The sequence below is a fragment of the Methylovorus glucosotrophus genome (assembly GCF_009858335.1).
Taxonomy (GTDB): Bacteria; Pseudomonadota; Gammaproteobacteria; order Burkholderiales; family Methylophilaceae; genus Methylovorus; species Methylovorus glucosotrophus.
Genome location: NZ_VMSE01000001.1, coordinates 1,042,004 through 1,058,554 on the forward strand (window position 1 = coordinate 1,042,004; position 16,551 = coordinate 1,058,554).

16 protein-coding genes are annotated in these 16,551 nt (G+C 54.7%); 9 read left to right on the forward strand and 7 right to left on the reverse strand.

From position 1 onward, the window contains the following. Positions 1 to 57: 57 nt before the first annotated feature. The 3 genes from folP (at position 58) to FNL37_RS04890 (ending at position 3,079) form a co-directional block, all read left to right on the forward strand. Positions 58 to 879: a dihydropteroate synthase gene (gene folP, locus FNL37_RS04880; protein ID WP_159355330.1), complete on the forward strand. Its 822-nt coding sequence runs from the start codon at positions 58 to 60 to the stop codon at positions 877 to 879. 105 nt (positions 880 to 984) lie between these two features. Further along, entirely contained in the window at positions 985 to 2,343 is a 1,359-nt protein-coding gene (gene glmM / locus FNL37_RS04885) for a phosphoglucosamine mutase (protein WP_159355331.1), read from the forward strand. Between the two features lie 202 nt (positions 2,344 to 2,545). Then, positions 2,546 to 3,079, forward strand: coding sequence for a phosphatase PAP2 family protein (locus tag FNL37_RS04890; protein WP_015830484.1), 534 nt, complete (start codon positions 2,546 to 2,548; stop codon positions 3,077 to 3,079). Positions 3,080 to 3,122: 43 nt separating this feature from the next. Here the strand turns inward: FNL37_RS04890 and FNL37_RS04895 are convergent, their stop codons facing one another. Then, a complete protein-coding gene (locus tag FNL37_RS04895; RefSeq protein ID WP_159355332.1) occupies positions 3,123 to 4,136 on the reverse strand; it encodes an AraC-like ligand-binding domain-containing protein in 1,014 nt (337 codons plus the stop codon). 169 nt (positions 4,137 to 4,305) lie between these two features. On the opposite strand from FNL37_RS04895, the gene FNL37_RS04900 reads away from it, so the two are divergent. Continuing rightward, positions 4,306 to 4,743 carry a hypothetical protein gene (locus FNL37_RS04900; protein ID WP_159355333.1) on the forward strand — a complete coding sequence of 146 codons (438 nt, stop codon included), beginning with the start codon at positions 4,306 to 4,308 and terminating at the stop codon, positions 4,741 to 4,743. A gap of 32 nt (positions 4,744 to 4,775) precedes the next feature. Here FNL37_RS04900 and FNL37_RS04905 read toward each other — a convergent pair whose 3' ends face one another. After that, positions 4,776 to 5,624 (reverse strand): zinc dependent phospholipase C family protein, encoded by an 849-nt coding sequence (locus tag FNL37_RS04905; RefSeq protein WP_159355334.1) that lies wholly within the window; start codon positions 5,622 to 5,624, stop codon positions 4,776 to 4,778. Positions 5,625 to 5,771: 147 nt separating this feature from the next. On the opposite strand from FNL37_RS04905, the gene FNL37_RS04910 reads away from it, so the two are divergent. Beyond that, complete coding sequence (locus FNL37_RS04910) at positions 5,772 to 6,140, forward strand: diacylglycerol kinase (protein WP_013442651.1); 369 nt, start codon at positions 5,772 to 5,774, stop codon at positions 6,138 to 6,140. A 34-nt stretch (positions 6,141 to 6,174) separates the two neighbouring features. Here the strand turns inward: FNL37_RS04910 and FNL37_RS04915 are convergent, their stop codons facing one another. Further along, entirely contained in the window at positions 6,175 to 6,876 is a 702-nt protein-coding gene (locus FNL37_RS04915; protein ID WP_159355335.1) for a hypothetical protein, read from the reverse strand. A gap of 130 nt (positions 6,877 to 7,006) precedes the next feature. Between FNL37_RS04915 and FNL37_RS04920 the strand changes: the two genes are divergently transcribed. Together FNL37_RS04920 and FNL37_RS04925 are read left to right on the forward strand one after the other, a co-directional pair. Then, complete coding sequence (locus FNL37_RS04920; RefSeq protein WP_159355336.1) at positions 7,007 to 8,161, forward strand: glycosyltransferase; 1,155 nt, start codon at positions 7,007 to 7,009, stop codon at positions 8,159 to 8,161. A 118-nt stretch (positions 8,162 to 8,279) separates the two neighbouring features. Then, positions 8,280 to 9,533, forward strand: a complete 1,254-nt coding sequence (locus tag FNL37_RS04925) for a D-amino acid dehydrogenase (protein ID WP_159355337.1) — start codon at positions 8,280 to 8,282, stop codon at positions 9,531 to 9,533. Between the two features lie 89 nt (positions 9,534 to 9,622). Here the strand turns inward: FNL37_RS04925 and pstB are convergent, their stop codons facing one another. The 4 genes from pstB to FNL37_RS04945 all read right to left on the reverse strand — a co-directional run bounded on the left by pstB (position 9,623) and on the right by FNL37_RS04945 (position 13,443). Further along, positions 9,623 to 10,402, reverse strand: a complete 780-nt coding sequence (gene pstB / locus FNL37_RS04930) for a phosphate ABC transporter ATP-binding protein PstB (protein WP_013442647.1) — start codon at positions 10,400 to 10,402, stop codon at positions 9,623 to 9,625. A gap of 60 nt (positions 10,403 to 10,462) precedes the next feature. Then, on the reverse strand, positions 10,463 to 11,401 hold the full coding sequence (pstA, locus tag FNL37_RS04935) for a phosphate ABC transporter permease PstA (protein ID WP_013442646.1): 939 nt from the start codon (positions 11,399 to 11,401) through the stop codon (positions 10,463 to 10,465). Between the two features lie 3 nt (positions 11,402 to 11,404). Then, positions 11,405 to 12,352: a phosphate ABC transporter permease subunit PstC gene (pstC, locus tag FNL37_RS04940; protein WP_049757298.1), complete on the reverse strand. Its 948-nt coding sequence runs from the start codon at positions 12,350 to 12,352 to the stop codon at positions 11,405 to 11,407. An 86-nt stretch (positions 12,353 to 12,438) separates the two neighbouring features. Continuing rightward, positions 12,439 to 13,443, reverse strand: coding sequence for a PstS family phosphate ABC transporter substrate-binding protein (locus FNL37_RS04945; protein WP_013442644.1), 1,005 nt, complete (start codon positions 13,441 to 13,443; stop codon positions 12,439 to 12,441). 349 nt (positions 13,444 to 13,792) lie between these two features. Here FNL37_RS04945 and FNL37_RS04950 point away from each other — a divergent pair, with 349 nt between their 5' ends. Next, positions 13,793 to 15,355 (forward strand): hypothetical protein, encoded by a 1,563-nt coding sequence (locus tag FNL37_RS04950; RefSeq protein WP_211371942.1) that lies wholly within the window; start codon positions 13,793 to 13,795, stop codon positions 15,353 to 15,355. A gap of 90 nt (positions 15,356 to 15,445) precedes the next feature. Beyond that, positions 15,446 to 16,550, forward strand: a protein-coding gene (prfB, locus tag FNL37_RS04955; RefSeq protein ID WP_148211171.1) for a peptide chain release factor 2 whose coding sequence is annotated in 2 segments (ribosomal slippage) — positions 15,446 to 15,526 and positions 15,528 to 16,550 — 1,104 coding nt in all. Because the reading frame shifts where the segments join, the coding sequence is not laid out codon by codon here. Position 16,551 lies beyond the last annotated feature (1 nt).

Here is a 16,551-nt window from a genome sequence, read left to right on the forward strand (position 1 = left end):
TCACTGTCAAAGCCATATTCTTCGCAAGTGGAATATGGCTTTCTTACTTTTTAGCTTATGAAATTTATCTGTGGTCGTTATCAGCTTGATCTTTCGCGCCCTCATGTCATGGGCATCGTCAATGTCACGCCTGACTCTTTTTCGGATGGTGGCAAATACTCCTCTACCGAGCTCGCGGTAGCGCATGCCATTGAACTGGTAGAGCAGGGGGCAGACATCCTTGATATAGGCGGCGAATCCACCCGCCCGGGGGCAACACCAGTCTCGCTGGAGGATGAACTGCAACGCGTCTTGCCGGTGATCGAGCAATTGGCAAAGCGCGTGGATGTGCCGCTTTCGATTGATACCTACAAGCCGGAAGTCATGCGGGTCGCTATCGCCGCCGGGGCTGATATCGTGAATGATGTCAGGGCCTTGCAGGAGCCACATGCGCTCGAGATTGTGGCGGCAAGCAATGTTGGCGTTTGCCTCATGCATATGCAAGGCACGCCGCAGACCATGCAACTGGAACCGCAATATGATGATGTGGTGACCGAGGTTGCCGGTTTTCTGCAAAGCCGCTTGCAGGCGGCTCAGGCAGCCGGGATAGCCGCAGAGCGCATCACGCTGGATCCGGGCTTTGGTTTCGGCAAGCGTACTGTGCATAATATTGCCTTGCTGCAGCAATTACCGGTATTGCAGGCGCTGGGCTATCCTTTGCTGGTTGGGCTTTCGCGCAAATCTGTGCTGGGCAAAATTACAGGTGAGGATGTCGACTCCCGCCTGTATGCCAGTCTCGCTGCCTCCGTGATTGCCACCATGAAAGGGGCTGCCATTGTGCGGGTGCATGATGTCAAAGCCACCGCGGAAGCGCTGAAAGTGGTGGCAGCCGTCCGCTAGACTGATGCCCTGGATCATGTTTCAGCTGTGGCTGACAGGTATTAGCTGCAAAGCATGCTTCACGATGACGTTTTACATGCGTCAGGTTTTTTGAAAGTTTAGGGAATGACAAGAAAATATTTTGGTACCGATGGCATACGTGGTCGTGTAGGGGATGCCCCCATCACGCCAGATTTTGTCATGCGATTGGGCTATGCCGCTGGACGGGTGCTGACTGGCCTCGATAGTCACCTGGCAAAGGATGCACATCCGACCGTATTGATCGGTAAAGATACGCGGATTTCCGGTTACATGCTGGAGTCCGCCTTGCAGGCGGGGTTGTCTGCTGCGGGCGTGGATGTATTGCTGACTGGCCCCATGCCAACGCCAGCTGTGGCGTATCTGACCCGTGCCTTGCGCGCGCAGGCGGGCATTGTGATCTCGGCCTCGCATAATCCCTTTGAAGACAACGGCATCAAGTTTTTCTCCGCCGAGGGCACCAAGCTGCCGGATGAGGTTGAGCTGGCGATTGAAGCGGCGCTGGATCAGCCATTGCAGGTAATGCCATCAGCCGGTCTGGGCAAAGCCAAGCGCATCACCGATGCTGCGGGCCGCTATATTGAATTCTGCAAGAGCACCTTTCCTGCCGCACTGGATTTGCGCGGTCTGCGCATAGTGCTGGATTGTGCCAATGGCGCGACCTATCACGTGGCCCCGCCGGTGTTTCACGAACTGGGGGCCGAAATTGTCACCATCGGCTATCAGCCAGATGGCCTCAACATCAACCTCGACTGTGGCTCTACCCACCCGCAAGCCTTGTGCCGTGCGGTGATTGAGCACAAGGCGGATCTGGGCATCGCGTTTGATGGCGATGGCGACCGGGTGGTGATGGTCGATAGCCAGGGCCGCCTGCTGGATGGTGACCAGTTGCTGTATATCATTGCCATGCAGCGCAAGCAGCGCGGCCGTCTGGAGGGTGGCGTGGTAGGCACGCTGATGACCAATCTGGCGCTGGAACATGCCCTGGCAAAGGCCGATATTCCTTTCCTGCGCGCCAAGGTCGGCGACCGCTATGTGCTGGAACTGCTGAATGAGCAGGATTGGCAACTGGGCGGCGAAAACTCCGGCCATATCCTCTGTCTGGACAAGCATAGTAGCGGTGACGGCATCATTGCCGCCTTGCAGGTGCTGCATGCCATGCGTACCGCTGGCTGCAGTCTGGATACACTAGGCGCAGGCCTGACGCTGTATCCGCAGGTGTTGATCAACGTCAAGGTCGCTGGCAAAGTGGATCTGGCGGCACAGCCTGCTATCCAGCAAGCCGTGGCAGATGCCGAGCAGAAATTGCAAGGGCGCGGCCGCGTGCTGTTGCGCCCATCGGGTACCGAACCCAAAATCCGCGTGATGGTGGAAGGCGAAGACGGTGCGCTGGTGCAGCGTCTGGCCGAGCAGATCGCCGCTGTAGTACAAGCCCAGTTAGCCTGATAGACATGGCCTGGCCGACATGCAGTGCTGCTGCGTGTCGGCTTCTTTCCGGCGCTGCCTCAGCCAGCGCTGCATCGTCTTTCATTCATCACTGGTGATGGTTAACGCATTTACCGTCATCATCCCGTCATACTTGCATGACATGCTTGCCCACGTAAAACCAAGTTAAACCATCATTAACCTCGGTGAAGTGGAGGTCAACATGCAACGAATGCATCTGGTCATAGACCGATTCAACAAACTGGATAGTCGCCTGTGTGTGCGAGCCAATCGCACCTCGCGCTTTATGGGCGTGCGACTCTTTTTCCGCCTGGTCAGTCGGCTGGGCGATGGTGTTTTCTGGTACACCGTCATGCTGGGCATCGTCTTGAGTCACGGTGCAGATGGCATTCTGCCCGCCTTGCACATGGCGCTGGCAGGGTTGACAGGTACCTGCGTATACAAATGGCTCAAGGGCAAAACCCTGCGTCCACGTCCTTATGAAGTGCATCAGGATATCTGGTTGACCGGCAAGCCGCTGGATCGCTTCAGCTTTCCTTCCGGGCATACCCTGCATGCCGTGGCTTTTTGCACGGTGGGCCTGTTCTACTACCCGGCGCTGATGCCCTTGCTGTTGCCGTTTACGCTGATGGTCGCCTTGTCACGCGTGGTATTGGGCTTGCATTACCCTAGCGATGTACTGGCTGGCGCCGCGATTGGCGCCACCATCGCGATGATCTCCATCGCTATCGTTTAAGCTTATCGTTTAACGGCAACACTGAAGCACAAAAAGCGACGCCTCATGCGTCGCTTTTTGCTTTTGCAGCTTGCGCCTGAGCCTTGAGTGCTCGGGGTGATACGCCATACTTTCGTTTGAACGCGCGGCTGAAATGCGATAAATCGTTAAAGCCCCATTTCATCGCAATGTCGGATACTGCCAATCCCGTCTGGCAGGCGCCAAGAATCTCCTGATGCGTTTTTTCCAGCCGCCGCTCCCATACATGGCGCATGAGCGAGGTATCTTCTGCCGCCAGCAATTCGTTGATATAGCGGGAAGACAGCCCGGTGGCCTGCGCGATCATCTGGCTATCCAGCTGCGGATGGGCCAAGTGTTTTTCCACACAAGATTTGATGTTGTAAAGCGATAGTGAGCGACTGCGCGATAGCTGGCTGGCGGGTGGCCTGATCTCCTGCAAGGCCAGGGAAAACAGATCGAGCGCATTATCCGAGAGCGCATCAAATGCCAGCTGCGACATGCCCGTTGCCTGACTTGCGCTGGCACGCATGAAGTCGGCGGCCACGGCACCTATGCCCTTGCTCCCCAGGATTTTCTTGGCGATACAATCTTCAACCCCCGCCAGCTTTTGCCGCATTAACTCCCTGGGAATTGATACGATCAATTTGGAAAAGCTGCTAGGGCAGGTAATACGGTGCGGCCTGGTGGCGTCGTAAATCGTCATGTCTCCGGGACTGAGGAATACCTCGCGCCCCGCTTGCTCCAGCATGTATTCGCCGGAAAGCAGGACCACGCCAAAGTAGGCATCCTGGCCAGTGTGCAAAGGCTCTTGTGGCAGGCGTTTCAGCTTGATGGCATTGGACCGGATGCAGGATAGCCGCAGATGCTTCCATGTGTAGATGTCCATTTCATTCAGCAGCGGTACATGGCGCGGGGGGGTGATGTCAACATGGGCATATTCCCGGCCGATGATCTCTTTCAGCCACTCGTGCCGGTGCCAGGGTGAGATATCTTCGGTGGACAAACGGATGGCCGTTGGCGGCTGCAGGCTCTCTGTCTCAGCGTCACGCGGTTTCACTCTGCTACCTTATCCTGTTGATGTCATGTGATGGTAAGCGTGCTCCGGCTGTCTGTAAATTGCCATACCACCGTTGCAGTCAAGTTTGACATCCTTGACAGCAAAGTATGCCGCAACAAGCTTGATTACACTTTGCGCTATCTAAAACAGCACAGGGACGAGATACATCATGCAACAACAAAATGCACGACATGCCGGCAATATCGTATTGCTCCGGGGCGCCTGCCTTTGGCTATTGATGGCCCTTTTGCTGGCCTGGTGCATGGTCGGCTTGAATTTTGGCGTAGACCCGCTGAAAGCGATCTTTGCCGGGAAGTTTACGCGGCTGTTGCAGGCGCATATCGATTTTCTGCTGATGACAGCGCTGATACTGGGCGTATACGCAGCTCGCGTCACCTTGCCATGGACTGTGCGCTGGGCCATGGTGGTGGGGGCCTTTACCAATTCCAGCCTGTTTTTGCTGATGGCGATTTTTCCGTTGCTGGATAATCCCAATCAGCCGCCACCGATGATATTCACCGTTTACCTGCTAGCCAGTGTATTGACCACCAGTTATGGCTTCGGCAAAGCAGCGGTGCTGGTATTGCGATCTACCTTCAAGGAGTAGTCTGCTCTCTGGGTGCAGCGATACTGGCTGGGTTAATCCCCGGCCAGTTTGCTGAAATACGTGATGGGAGCAGGGTGCAGATGTTCCAGATGCTGCCGGCAGGCGGCGCGCCATGCATTCAGCTGCGCTGCATCCAGGTGGCGCAGCTCGGCCTCCCAATGCGGCTGTATGCCTTGCAGCACGATATGGATATCCTGAATCGCCGTTTGGGTCTTGGCGATGTAATACACAAAGTGCTTGAATACCCGTCTATCCAGCATGCGCATGCTGCGGTAGATCATGCCTGGCAGCCTTGAAAATCGCAGCAACCTGTCTGCCTTGCCCAGTCGCCGCAAGGCTTTCTCGGTATGCTGTGGCTCACAGCCAAAGCTGGGGGAAATAAAGGCTGCCAGTGCGTTGGCGTTGCAATCAAGCAGTTTGCCCGGCGTATGGGCCATCAAAGGCGCCAGGTGGGCGTCCATCGCCCATTCCGAGGCAATGTGCGTCATCATGCTGTTTTCCATCCACATGGCTTCATGCGCCGGCACAAAGTGATTATGCGCGATGACATCCACATACAGGTGGCTGGCATAGCCGATCGCCATGGCGGTTTCTTCATCGGTGCGGGCGCGGCTCAGCAGCCCATAGGCATGGCGCCACTGGTGGGTTTCTCTAAAGGTAGGAGACACTAGCGACAGATCAGGCAGGCAGGCACCGGCCATGACCAGCTCGGGAAAACGTTGTATGGCCTGACGCAGACGCGGGTCAAGCAAGGGCATGGCCCAGAGCAGGGAGTGGGCGAAATAGAGGTGGGTAACCAGTCCCCAGGCATTGGCGTCCTGTGATTGCAAAACCAGGGGCAAAAGCCAGAAGACCTTACCAAGATTTGCGTGCCTTTTCATGCTGCCTAATGTCGCTTCAGGGCATGATGGCCTTGTGACAATTATATGATTTTATTGTGACACGCCTTTGCGGGCGTTCGGGTTTGCTATACTGCCGCGCTGATGTCTGTTACGCATCATTGATGATCGCTCGCTAAGGAAAGCAACATGGAAAGTCCATACAAGGGAAAAACCGGATTACGCCGCCTGATCAATGCATTCGGCTACTCCATGGCCGGGCTGAAGGCCGCTTATACCAATGAAGATGCCTTCCGTCAGGAAGTGCTGATGACCATTGTCCTGGTGCCGCTGGCCCTGTATCTGGGCGAGAGTGGCATTGCCAAGGCTGCCATGATCGCCAGTGTATTGCTGGTCGTCATTGTCGAGCTGCTTAATTCTTCCATCGAAGCCACGGTAGATCGCATCTCCCTCGAAAACCACATGCTTGCCAAGCGCGCCAAGGATATCGGCAGTGCGGCGGTACTGATCAGCCTGATCAATCTGGCCGTGGTCTGGCTGCTGATTCTACTGGGCTAAACGCTTCATATCTCCCTAGCTGGCCAGGCTTGCCTTAATGCCACAGCTGGGGGCTCAATAACCGCAGGCCCACGCTGAGCCAGCGATCCTCATTGCCCTGGTCCATGCGGTTACCATACGTCGTGTCTATCTGCACACGCTCTCGCACCAGCCAATAGCGCAAGCCTATCTGGTAAAAAGGATGCTCACGGTCATCCCCAAATACTTCCGCGATAGCCTGCAATCGTTCGTTCAACCGCGTTTCTGACCCCAGCCCCCAGGTCAGCTTGTTCTGGTGCTCGGCTTTTTCATGCAGCCAACCCAGATTCACATGCAGTATCAGCGCATCATTTGCCAGTGAGAAACTGGCAGGCATATACGCATAGGCATCGCCCAGCATGCTGGATTTCTCATCCACGCTGGGATGGCGCGCATGCCCCACTACCAGGCCGATGCCGTAATTGTTGGTTGTGAGCGGGCGGAACAGGGTTTTGGCCTGCAGAATGACGTCGGTGGTATTCGAGTCGCCATCTTCGCGGGTCAGGGCGCCGCCGTAGGTCAGCTCCAGATTTTCGCCGACATTGCAGCCTGGCAGCGCCCAGTATTCATCACTGTTGGCATTATGTTTGGTCCAGGTTTCCAGCTGGCAGCTGCGCGGGTCCACCACCCGTGCATCGTCGGTGATCATAGGGCGCGCAGCATGGGCGGCGAGCGGTAATACCAGCAGCAGCGCTGGCAAAGTGCGGAGTCGTTTCATGACGGGATTCCCTGATAAGCGGCTGCATTATAAACAGGCAATATGACGTCTGCGTTGCAATTCACATAAGCGTCATAAATCCTCTGTATCTTGCCAACAAAGCGTTATATGCGTGTTGCGAGAGGCAGATGTGAAGATTTTATTTATTTCCGATGTGTATTTTCCCCGTATCAATGGGGTGTCGACGTCCATCCGGACTTTTGTCGGGCAGTTGCAGGAACTGGGCCATGAGGTGCATCTGATCGCCCCGGATTATGGCGTGCAAACGGAAGATGAGCATTGGATACGCCGTATCCCCGCGCGTACCATTTATTTTGATCCGGAAGACCGTCTGATGAAATATGGCGCTGCGCTGGACAAGCTGATGGAACTGCGCGCCGAGAATTACGACCTCATCCATATCCACACGCCATTTGTGGCCCACTACCTGGGGCTGAAGCTGGGGCGTTTGCTGGATGTGCCTTGCGTGGAAACCTACCACACCTTTTTTGAAGATTATCTGCATCACTATCTGCCATGGATACCCAAGGCCATGGCAAAAGGGCTGGCGCGCATGGTGTCGCGACAGCAGTGCAATGCGGTGCAGGCCATTGTGGCGCCTTCGCGGCCCATGCTGGATGTACTGCGCCAATATGGCATCAATAGCACGGCCGAGGTGATACCCACCGGTTTGCAACCCCATAGTTTTGCGGATGCCGATGGCGCAGCCTTTCGCAATAAATATGGCATCGCCCAGGGCCGTCCGGTCGCGCTGTTTGTGGGGCGTGTGGCCTTTGAGAAAAATATTGCCTTTCTGGTCCGCATGCTCACGCATCTGCGTCAGCAACAGCCCGATGCCTTGCTGGTGATTGCCGGAGAAGGCCCGGCAGAGGATAGCTTGCATGCCATGAGCAAACAGCTGGGCCTGCAGGACAATATCCAGTTCATCGGCTATCTGGATCGCGAGAAAGAACTCAATGCGTGTTATCGGGCGGCGGATGTCTTTGTGTTTTCATCCAAAACCGAAACCCAGGGCCTGGTGCTGCTGGAAGCCATGGCACAAGGCACGCCGGTGGTCGCATTGGCGGAGCTGGGTACCAAATCCATCCTGATCGAAGGCGAGGGCGCCTTGATTGCGCCGGAAGATGAACAGGTGTTTGCCGAGAAAGTACGCTGCCTGTTCAGTGACGAGGTCAAGCGCAAGCGCCTCGGCGAGTCCGCCCGGCAATATGCGGCCAAACGCTGGACATCGCGCACCCAGGCCGAACGCATGCTCCAGTTTTACGAGCAGCTGATTTCGGCCTGAGACTGGAAGCTTGCCTATAACGGCTGGGGCGGCGCTGATGACCCTCATGCAAAAATAGATTGATCGCCAACCCTTAAGCTTGCTCTAATCAGGGTGAGGATTACACAGGGGTTAGGCTATGCATGTTGTTGTCATTGGCGGTGGCGTCATCGGTGTAACGACAGCCTATTATCTGGCGCAGGCCGGGCATCAGGTCACGCTGCTTGAGCGTGAAGCGGGCCCCGCCTTGCAAACCAGTTTTGCCAATGCGGGTCAGGTTTCGCCTGGCTACGCTTCGCCGTGGGCGGCTCCCGGCGTTCCACTCAAAGCCTTGAAGTGGATGTTTATGCGGCATGCTCCCCTTGCACTTAAACCTGATGGCTCACTGGCGCAGATCCAATGGCTGTGGCAACTCTGGCGCAACTGCGATGCCCGCCATTACCAGCAGAACAAAGAGCGCATGGTGCGGCTGGCGGAATATAGCCGCGATTGCCTCGATGCCTTGCGCCGCGATACCGGGATTGAATATGAAGGCCGCCAGCTCGGCACCTTGCAGGTGTTTCGTACCCAGCAGCAGCTGGATGCCGCTGGCCGCGATATCGCCGTGCTGCATGAGGCTGGCGTGCCATTCCAGCTCTTATCCAATGCCGAACTTGCCAGTGTTGAACCTGCGCTGCAACATGCCAGCCGCTTAACCGGCGGCTTGCGCTTGCCGCACGATGAAACCGGCGATTGTTACCTGTTTACCACCCGCCTTGCCGCCATGGCAGAGTCGCTGGGGGTGAAGTTTGAATACGGCTCCACAGTCCGCGCCATTGAGGTAGAAGGTGGGCGCTTTGCCAGCGTGCATACCCATCGGGGGCGGATCAGCTCGGATGCCTGCGTGCTCGCTGCCGGTGTTTACAGTGCAGATCTGCTGAAGGGCATCGCCAGGATTCCGGTATATCCGGTGAAAGGGTATTCGCTGACACTGCCCATTCTGGATGCCAGCCTTGCCCCGCAGTCCACCATTCTGGACGAAACCTACAAGATTGCACTGACGCGCTTTGACCAGCGCATACGCGTCGGTGGCACGGCAGAAGTGGTCGGTTACGATACACGCTTGCGCGCACGCCGCCGCGCCACGCTGGAAATGGTGGTGCAGGATTTATTCCCCGGCGCGGGCGATACCGCCCAGGCGAGCTTCTGGGCCGGTTTGCGCCCCATGACGCCGGACGGCACGCCACTAGTGGGTGCAACGCATATCCCCAACCTCTTTCTCAATACCGGCCATGGCACTTTGGGCTGGACCATGGCTTGCGGTTCAGCAAAGTTGCTGACGCACCTCGTTTCCGGGCAGGCGACGGATATACGCCATGACGACCTGTCGCTAATGCGCTACCAGCAGCCCTGAGCCTGTGAGCGCCCATGAAAAAGCCCGGGATTACCCCGGGCTTTTTCACTGCAAGAGTGGCCTGTTTGGCAGGCCACCAGGTGATGGCATTAACCGAACTTGCCGGTAATGTAGTCTTCTGTTTCCTTGCGGGTAGGGCGGGTGAAGATCATGTCGGTATCGCCGTACTCGATCAACTCACCCAGGTACATATAAGCGGTGTAGTCAGACACACGGGCGGCTTGCTGCATGTTGTGTGTTACCACCAGAATCGTCAGCTTGTTGCGCAGCTCGGACATCAGTTCTTCAATGTTGGCCGTCGCAATCGGGTCAAGCGCCGATGTTGGCTCGTCAAACAGCATGATTTCAGGATCAGTTGCCAGGGCGCGAGCAATGCACAGACGCTGTTGCTGACCACCAGACAGGTTGAATGCCAGATCGTGCAGGCGGTTCTTCACTTCGTCCCACAGGGCGGCACCTTTCAGTGCTTCTTCTACCTTGTCATCCACCACGCGCTTGTTGTTTTCACCGCGTACACGCAGGCCGTAAGCCACGTTTTCGTAGATGGACTTGGGGAAGGGGTTAGGCTTCTGGAACACCATGCTGATGCGCATGCGCACTTCAATCGGGTCTACGCCATTGGCCAGTACATTGGTGTTGTCCGGATGCATGATGATCTGGCCGTCATAACGGTTGCCAGGGTAAAGATCATGCATGCGGTTGAAGCAGCGCAGGAATGTCGATTTGCCACAGCCGGATGGGCCGATCAGGGCCGTGATCTTCTTCTCATACAGCGGCATGGTGATGCCCTTGAGCGCCTTGTGACCACCGTTGTAGTAGAAATTCAGATCGCGCGATTCAGCTTTAATCGGAGTTGAGGTTGTCACCATTTGATTAGTTTCCTGATTCTTAAATTAGTCTGTTCAGCCAGTAAGCGGGGAATGTCCCGATTACCACTTGATATTCTTGCGGATGCGGTAACGCAGCCAGATTGCAGTGCCATTCATCAGCAGGGTAACCACGATGATGAGCGCGCCGGTGGCCGCTGCATTCATGTGGAATGCATGGTCAGGGCGGGACAGCCAGTTGAACATCTGGATCGGCATCACGGTAAAGCCCGAGCTCAGCCACTCAAAATTGAGGAAGGGCGGCGTATCCGTAATCGGTGATGGGGGCAGGAAGGCAATAAACGTCAGTGCACCAATCGTAATCAGAGGCGCTGTTTCACCCAGTGCGCGTGCCATGCCGATAATCACGCCGGTCAGGATGCCGCCGAAGGAGTAGTGCAGCACATGATGCAGCACAACTTGCCATTTGGTGGCGCCTACGGCGTAGGCAGCTTCGCGAATCGCAACAGGAATGCCACGCACGGCCTCACGGGTTGCCACAATCACGACTGGCAGGATCAGCAGACCCAATGTCAGGCCAGCGGTCAGTATGCTTTGCCCCAGGTCGAGGATGTAAACAAACAGACCCAGTGCCAGCAAGCCATACACAATCGAAGGCACACCGGCCAGGTTGGTCACGTTGATTTCGATCAGGTCAGAGAACCAGTTCTTGGGTGCATATTCTTCCAGATAGAGACCTGCTGCCACACCCATCGGCACGGCGGAAAGAAAGGTCACGATCATCACCAGCAGCGAACCTATCCAAGCCGACAACAGGCCGGCATGGGCTGCGCGGCGTGAAGGGTATTCGGAGAGGAACTCAAACGTGAAGCGTGGGTAACCATCCATCACCAGGTCGACAAACAACGTCAACAGGGTGAGGAGGCCGATCATCAGCGCGATCAGGCCGATAATCGAGAATACGTAGTCATTGAATTTGTGCCGGCGAATCATCGCCCGCACTTCTTCCAGATTGTCCAGTACGGATGCTTGGTTACTCATGGCTTAATAAGTCTCTCTGAATTTCTTGCGGGTAAGGTGGCCCAGAATATTGAAGATCAGGGTCATTAACATCAGCACCAGACCCGCAGCAAAAATACTCTGGTAACCAATGCTGCCGTGGGGCAAATCGCCCATGGCAACCTGCACGATGTAAGCCGTGATGGTAGATGCACTTTCCATCGGGTTAAAGGTGAGGTTAGGTTGCTGGCCAGCCGCAAGTGCTACCACCATCGTCTCACCCACCGCACGGGAAATACCCAGAATGTAAGCGGCGATAATGCCGGAAATCGCAGCCGGTGTTACCACACGAATGGCAGTCTGAAAGCGCGTGGCGCCCATGGCGTACGAACCTTCACGCATGCTCATTGGCACTGCGCGCATGGCATCTTCAGCGACCGAGCTGATATAAGGCACGATCATGATGCCCATCACGATACCTGGGCCCAACATATTAAAGCCAGGCAGGCCGGGGATGAATTTTTGCAGCAATGGTGTCACGAACAGCAGCGCAAAGTAGCCAAATACCACGGTTGGCACGCCAACCAGCAGTTCCAGGATAGGTTTGACGGTTTCGCGTGTCTTGTGCGAAGCAAACTCGGACAGGTAAATGGCGCCAACAGTGCCAATCGGAATCGCCACCAGCAAGGCAATGGCCGAGGTGGTGAGCGTGCCGGAAACCAGAGGCAGAATGCCGTAGTGCGCATCTTCAAACAGTGGCGTCCATTGCGTATCCGTCAGGAAGTCAATAATGGAAACATGTTCAAAAAAGCTTAAGGATTCGTAAAGCAGAATGGCGACAATTGCCATGGTAGTTGCTACTGCCGACATGGCAGCCAGCATAAGAAGGAATTCAATCACGCGTTCAACAAAATGTCTGCGGACGTTTTTTGCCAAACGTGCACTGATTTTCAGTTCAGTCTGATTTGGTAGCACTTGAGTAGCCGTGTTCACTTGATTTAGACCCGTGCATTGTAACGGAATTGAAGGGAGGGATGCGACATCGGGCAGGCAATAATGCCGCCCGATGTCGCAAGCCATTACTTGATGCGGCTCAGCAGTTCAGGAATCTTCACGCCCACTTCTGGCACACCACCAAAGCCAGTACCCGGCTTCAGAGACTTCCAGTGTTCAACCACGGCAGCGTATTCGCTGGCTGGCAGGGGAACGTACTTCACTTCCTTGGTCAGGGCAGCAGCATTGGCCAGGTAGAAGTTGATGAACTCTTTGACTTCAGGCTTGAAAGCGCCAGCCGTTGCGTTCACATAGATGAACAGCGGGCGGGACAGTGGCTGGTAAGTGCCATTCATCACCGTTTCAGGAGATGGGCTCACAGCTGGAGCGCCAGTCTTGGCAACGATAGGCACAGCGCGCAGTTTGTCGCGGTTTTCGTCAAAGTAAGCATAACCAAAGTAACCCAGGCCGCCGATGTCGCTGGATACACCTTGTACCAGAACGTTGTCATCTTCAGAGGCAGTAAAGTCACCACGGCTGGACTTGGCCTTGCCAACCACAGCTTCGGTAAAGTAGTCGAATGTACCCGAGTCAGCACCTGGGCCGAACAGCTTCAGCGGCTTGTCTGGCCAAGTGGCATTCACTTGCTTCCAGGTCTTGACGCTGCCTTGTGCAGCAGGTGCCCACATCTTGTTCAGCTCTTCCACGGTAATGCTTTTGATCCAGTCATTCTTTGGATTCACAACCACGGTCAATGCGTCATATGCCACAGGCAGTTCGATGTATTGAATGCCAGCTTCCTTACAGGCGTCCATTTCCTTCTTCAGGATAGGGCGGGAAGCTTCGGAAATATCAGTCTCACCACGGCAGAACTTCTTGAAACCGCCGCCAGTACCGGAAATACCCACGGTAACCTTGATGGCGCCTTTTTTAGCTTTCTGGAATTCTTCAGCGACCGCTTCGGTAATCGGATAAACCGTGCTGGAGCCGTCGATCTTGACGATCTTTTCAGCTGCGTGAGCAGTGGGGATAGCGAACAGAGATGCGACAACAGCCGCCAGACCCATGCTTTGTACAAACTTCGATTGCATATAACCTCCATGGTGTGAATAAAATCCGCGCTGCAGACGTCAGCTTCCGAGAGCGGGGGTACATAACTTGGGAGCACTTTAAAGCCTCTATGTTACAAGTTTGTGACAATGATGACGAAAGCTAAATTTAGCTGGTGATATTGAACATTTAAATCACCAGAAAATGCGTAGTTCAGTGGAGACAACTTTTATCATGCGCTTTGGCTTGATAGCCTTTGCCCGAGATTGTTTAAGGGTATTCGAAAATATGAATGCCATTTTTTAATATTAATCAGGCTTGCGGCAGCTAAAGTCGAGAAGTCTGAAGGCAAGAATCCGTTAACACTCCTAACTCATGGAAATGAAAAGAATGACAAAAAAGCTCCCCATGTGCTTATTGATCGCGTCACTTATCCCTTCAGTCGTATATGCAGCTGTCCTGGATGCGACTGAGGATGGCTATATCGAGCTGACTCCGGCGGCAGGTTACAGGCTGGCTACCGGGGAATGCAGTGAATGTCATGCATCCCCACAATCACTTTGGTATTTCCAGAATGAGATCATTGGTACTCCTGCTGACCAGCATTCAGATGCGCCCGGTTCGCTCGTGTGGCTTGGATCGCGCAAGGTGCTTGCCGAGGCAAAAATACTGAATGAAGATACGATCGCGCTGAGCAATGGCGAACCCCTGGCGTTCGGGATTGTGCCTAAAATCAAAACCAACCTGTCTTACTTCAATCGGACGAGCTTGCAGTACTTGATGGGGCATCCCGTTCGATTGCGTGGTGAAATGGAGGAGGGGAGGGGGATGCCGAGGTTTGTCGCTCGGACGATATGGCCTCTGAATTTCAAGATCATGCCCACACCACCAGAGCCTCTGGCCCAGAATGAATCCCTTCAGCAGTTGGTGCGATCCAATAATGGAGGCGCTCAGCGTCCATTCCAGACGCGTGTTTTATGGCAACGCACACCTTCATCTGATTCGGCATGGCAGGGTAAAGCCGTCATTGGTTTGATGTTGAATGGCGCTCAGGGAGACGATGATGAAGCCCATGGCGGGCACTTTGGCATTTTGACAGGCAGGTACGAGCAGGATGGTGACTGGTCACGATGGTTAGTGAATAATTTTTACAATCTGGACTCGTATAGTGAAAAAGGCATCATCGCGGCGCCTACTCCAGCTGACAAGTACCTGATGGATCTCAACAATGGCCAGAGTTACTATCGTCCCTCCTACATGCTGGTGGCGATCATGCGTGATTCGTCAATTCCGCAACACTACCAATCCACCATCGATAAGGTCTTTGACGACTTCTACCGGCATAACGTGACATACGATCATGCTAAATCGAACTGCGCAGGTCTCAGTATCGATACGTTACGTCAGATTGGCTGGAAAGTGCCTGAAAGAGGCAGTGACGGATATTTGAAAGCGGTGGCGGCCTATTTTTATGTTGCGATCACCAGCAAAAGCCTTAAAGACGCCCGCAATGTATATAACTACATTACCGAAGAGTCCACCAGGTTGAATCCTGCGGCAGCGTTTGATGCCATTGGCAACGACATGCTGATGCTGGCTAATCCGCATGCAAACCGGTCATTAACCCCAACCGAACGTCAATTTTCGGAATCGGTCGAAGCGTTGGTCTACGTTCATATTCCGCAGATTCCATCGTCGCGTGCATTTGGTCAGGCTCCCGTATATTCATTTGATGAATACCTTGAACGGGCCCCTGCAGATCGCAGCCAATGGAAGATTGTGCCGGTAGAGCCCAGACCCTTCCCAGACCATCTTAAAGGCAAGGTGGCACGTGAGCTTGGCAAGCCCTCCATCGTACCTGTGCCCGTTGCCATCACATTGCTCTTACTTCTATCGACTATGGTGGCTGGAGGCTGGTGGATTGCAGGAAAATTGAAAAGACGTCGGGCGTGAGTTATTTGTAGCATCAAGCTGCTTATTACCCCGTCAAAATGAGCGGACGAGGTTTGATGTATAATCTCGTTTTTATTAGGTTTTATGGTAATGGAAGCAGAACAACTCAATCTGATCGCCCACCGCCTGGCAGATCTTTCTGAACGTAATCATGCCCTTCGGGGGTATCTTTGACTTCGAGACCAAGCAGCAACGCCTGGAAGAAGTCTCGCAATTGCTGGAAGATCCCAGCATCTGGAACGATAACGAACGCTCGCAAAAACTAGGCAAGGAACGTCGCGAACTGGAGTTCGTGGTCAAGTCGCTGACCGAGGTGGATAACAGCCTGCGTGACAGTGCCGAGCTGTTTGAAATGGCGCGCGAAGAAAACGATGATGCCACCTTGCTTGGTATTGATGCCGACAGCAAAGCCCTGGAAAAGCAGGTGGAGGAAATGGAATTCCGCCGCATGTTTGCCAACCCCATGGATGGCAATAACTGCTTTATCGATATCCAGTCCGGCTCGGGCGGTACCGAAGCACAGGATTGGGCTTCCATGCTGCTGCGCATGTATCTGCGCTATTGCGAACGTCGTGGCTTCAAGGTGGAAGTGCTGGAAGAGTCTGAAGGCGATGTCGCCGGGCTGAAGAGCGCTTCACTGAAAATCTCGGGCGATTACGCTTATGGTTATCTGCGTACCGAAAGTGGCGTGCACCGCCTGGTGCGCAAGTCGCCATTTGACTCGGGCAATCGTCGCCACACTTCGTTCGCCAGCGTGTCGGTCTTCCCGGAAGTGGATGACTCGATTGAAGTTGAAATCAACCCGGCCGATTTGCGGATTGATACTTACCGGGCATCCGGTGCCGGTGGTCAGCATATTAACAAGACCGACTCCGCCGTGCGTATTACCCACTTGCCGACCAATACCGTTGTGCAATGTCAGAATGACCGCTCACAGCACCGTAACAAGGCTGAGGCCATGAACATGCTGAAAGCGCAGCTGTATCAGCTGGAGCTCAACAAGCGCAATCAGGAAAAGCAGGCGCTGGAAGATGCCAAGACGGATATTGGCTGGGGTCACCAGATTCGCAGCTATGTGCTGGATCAGTCGCGCATCAAGGATCTGCGCACCAACGTTGAAATTGGCAATACCCAGGGCGTGCTGGATGGCGATCTGGATCCATTCATATCAGAAAGTTTAAAGCAGGGAGTGTAGT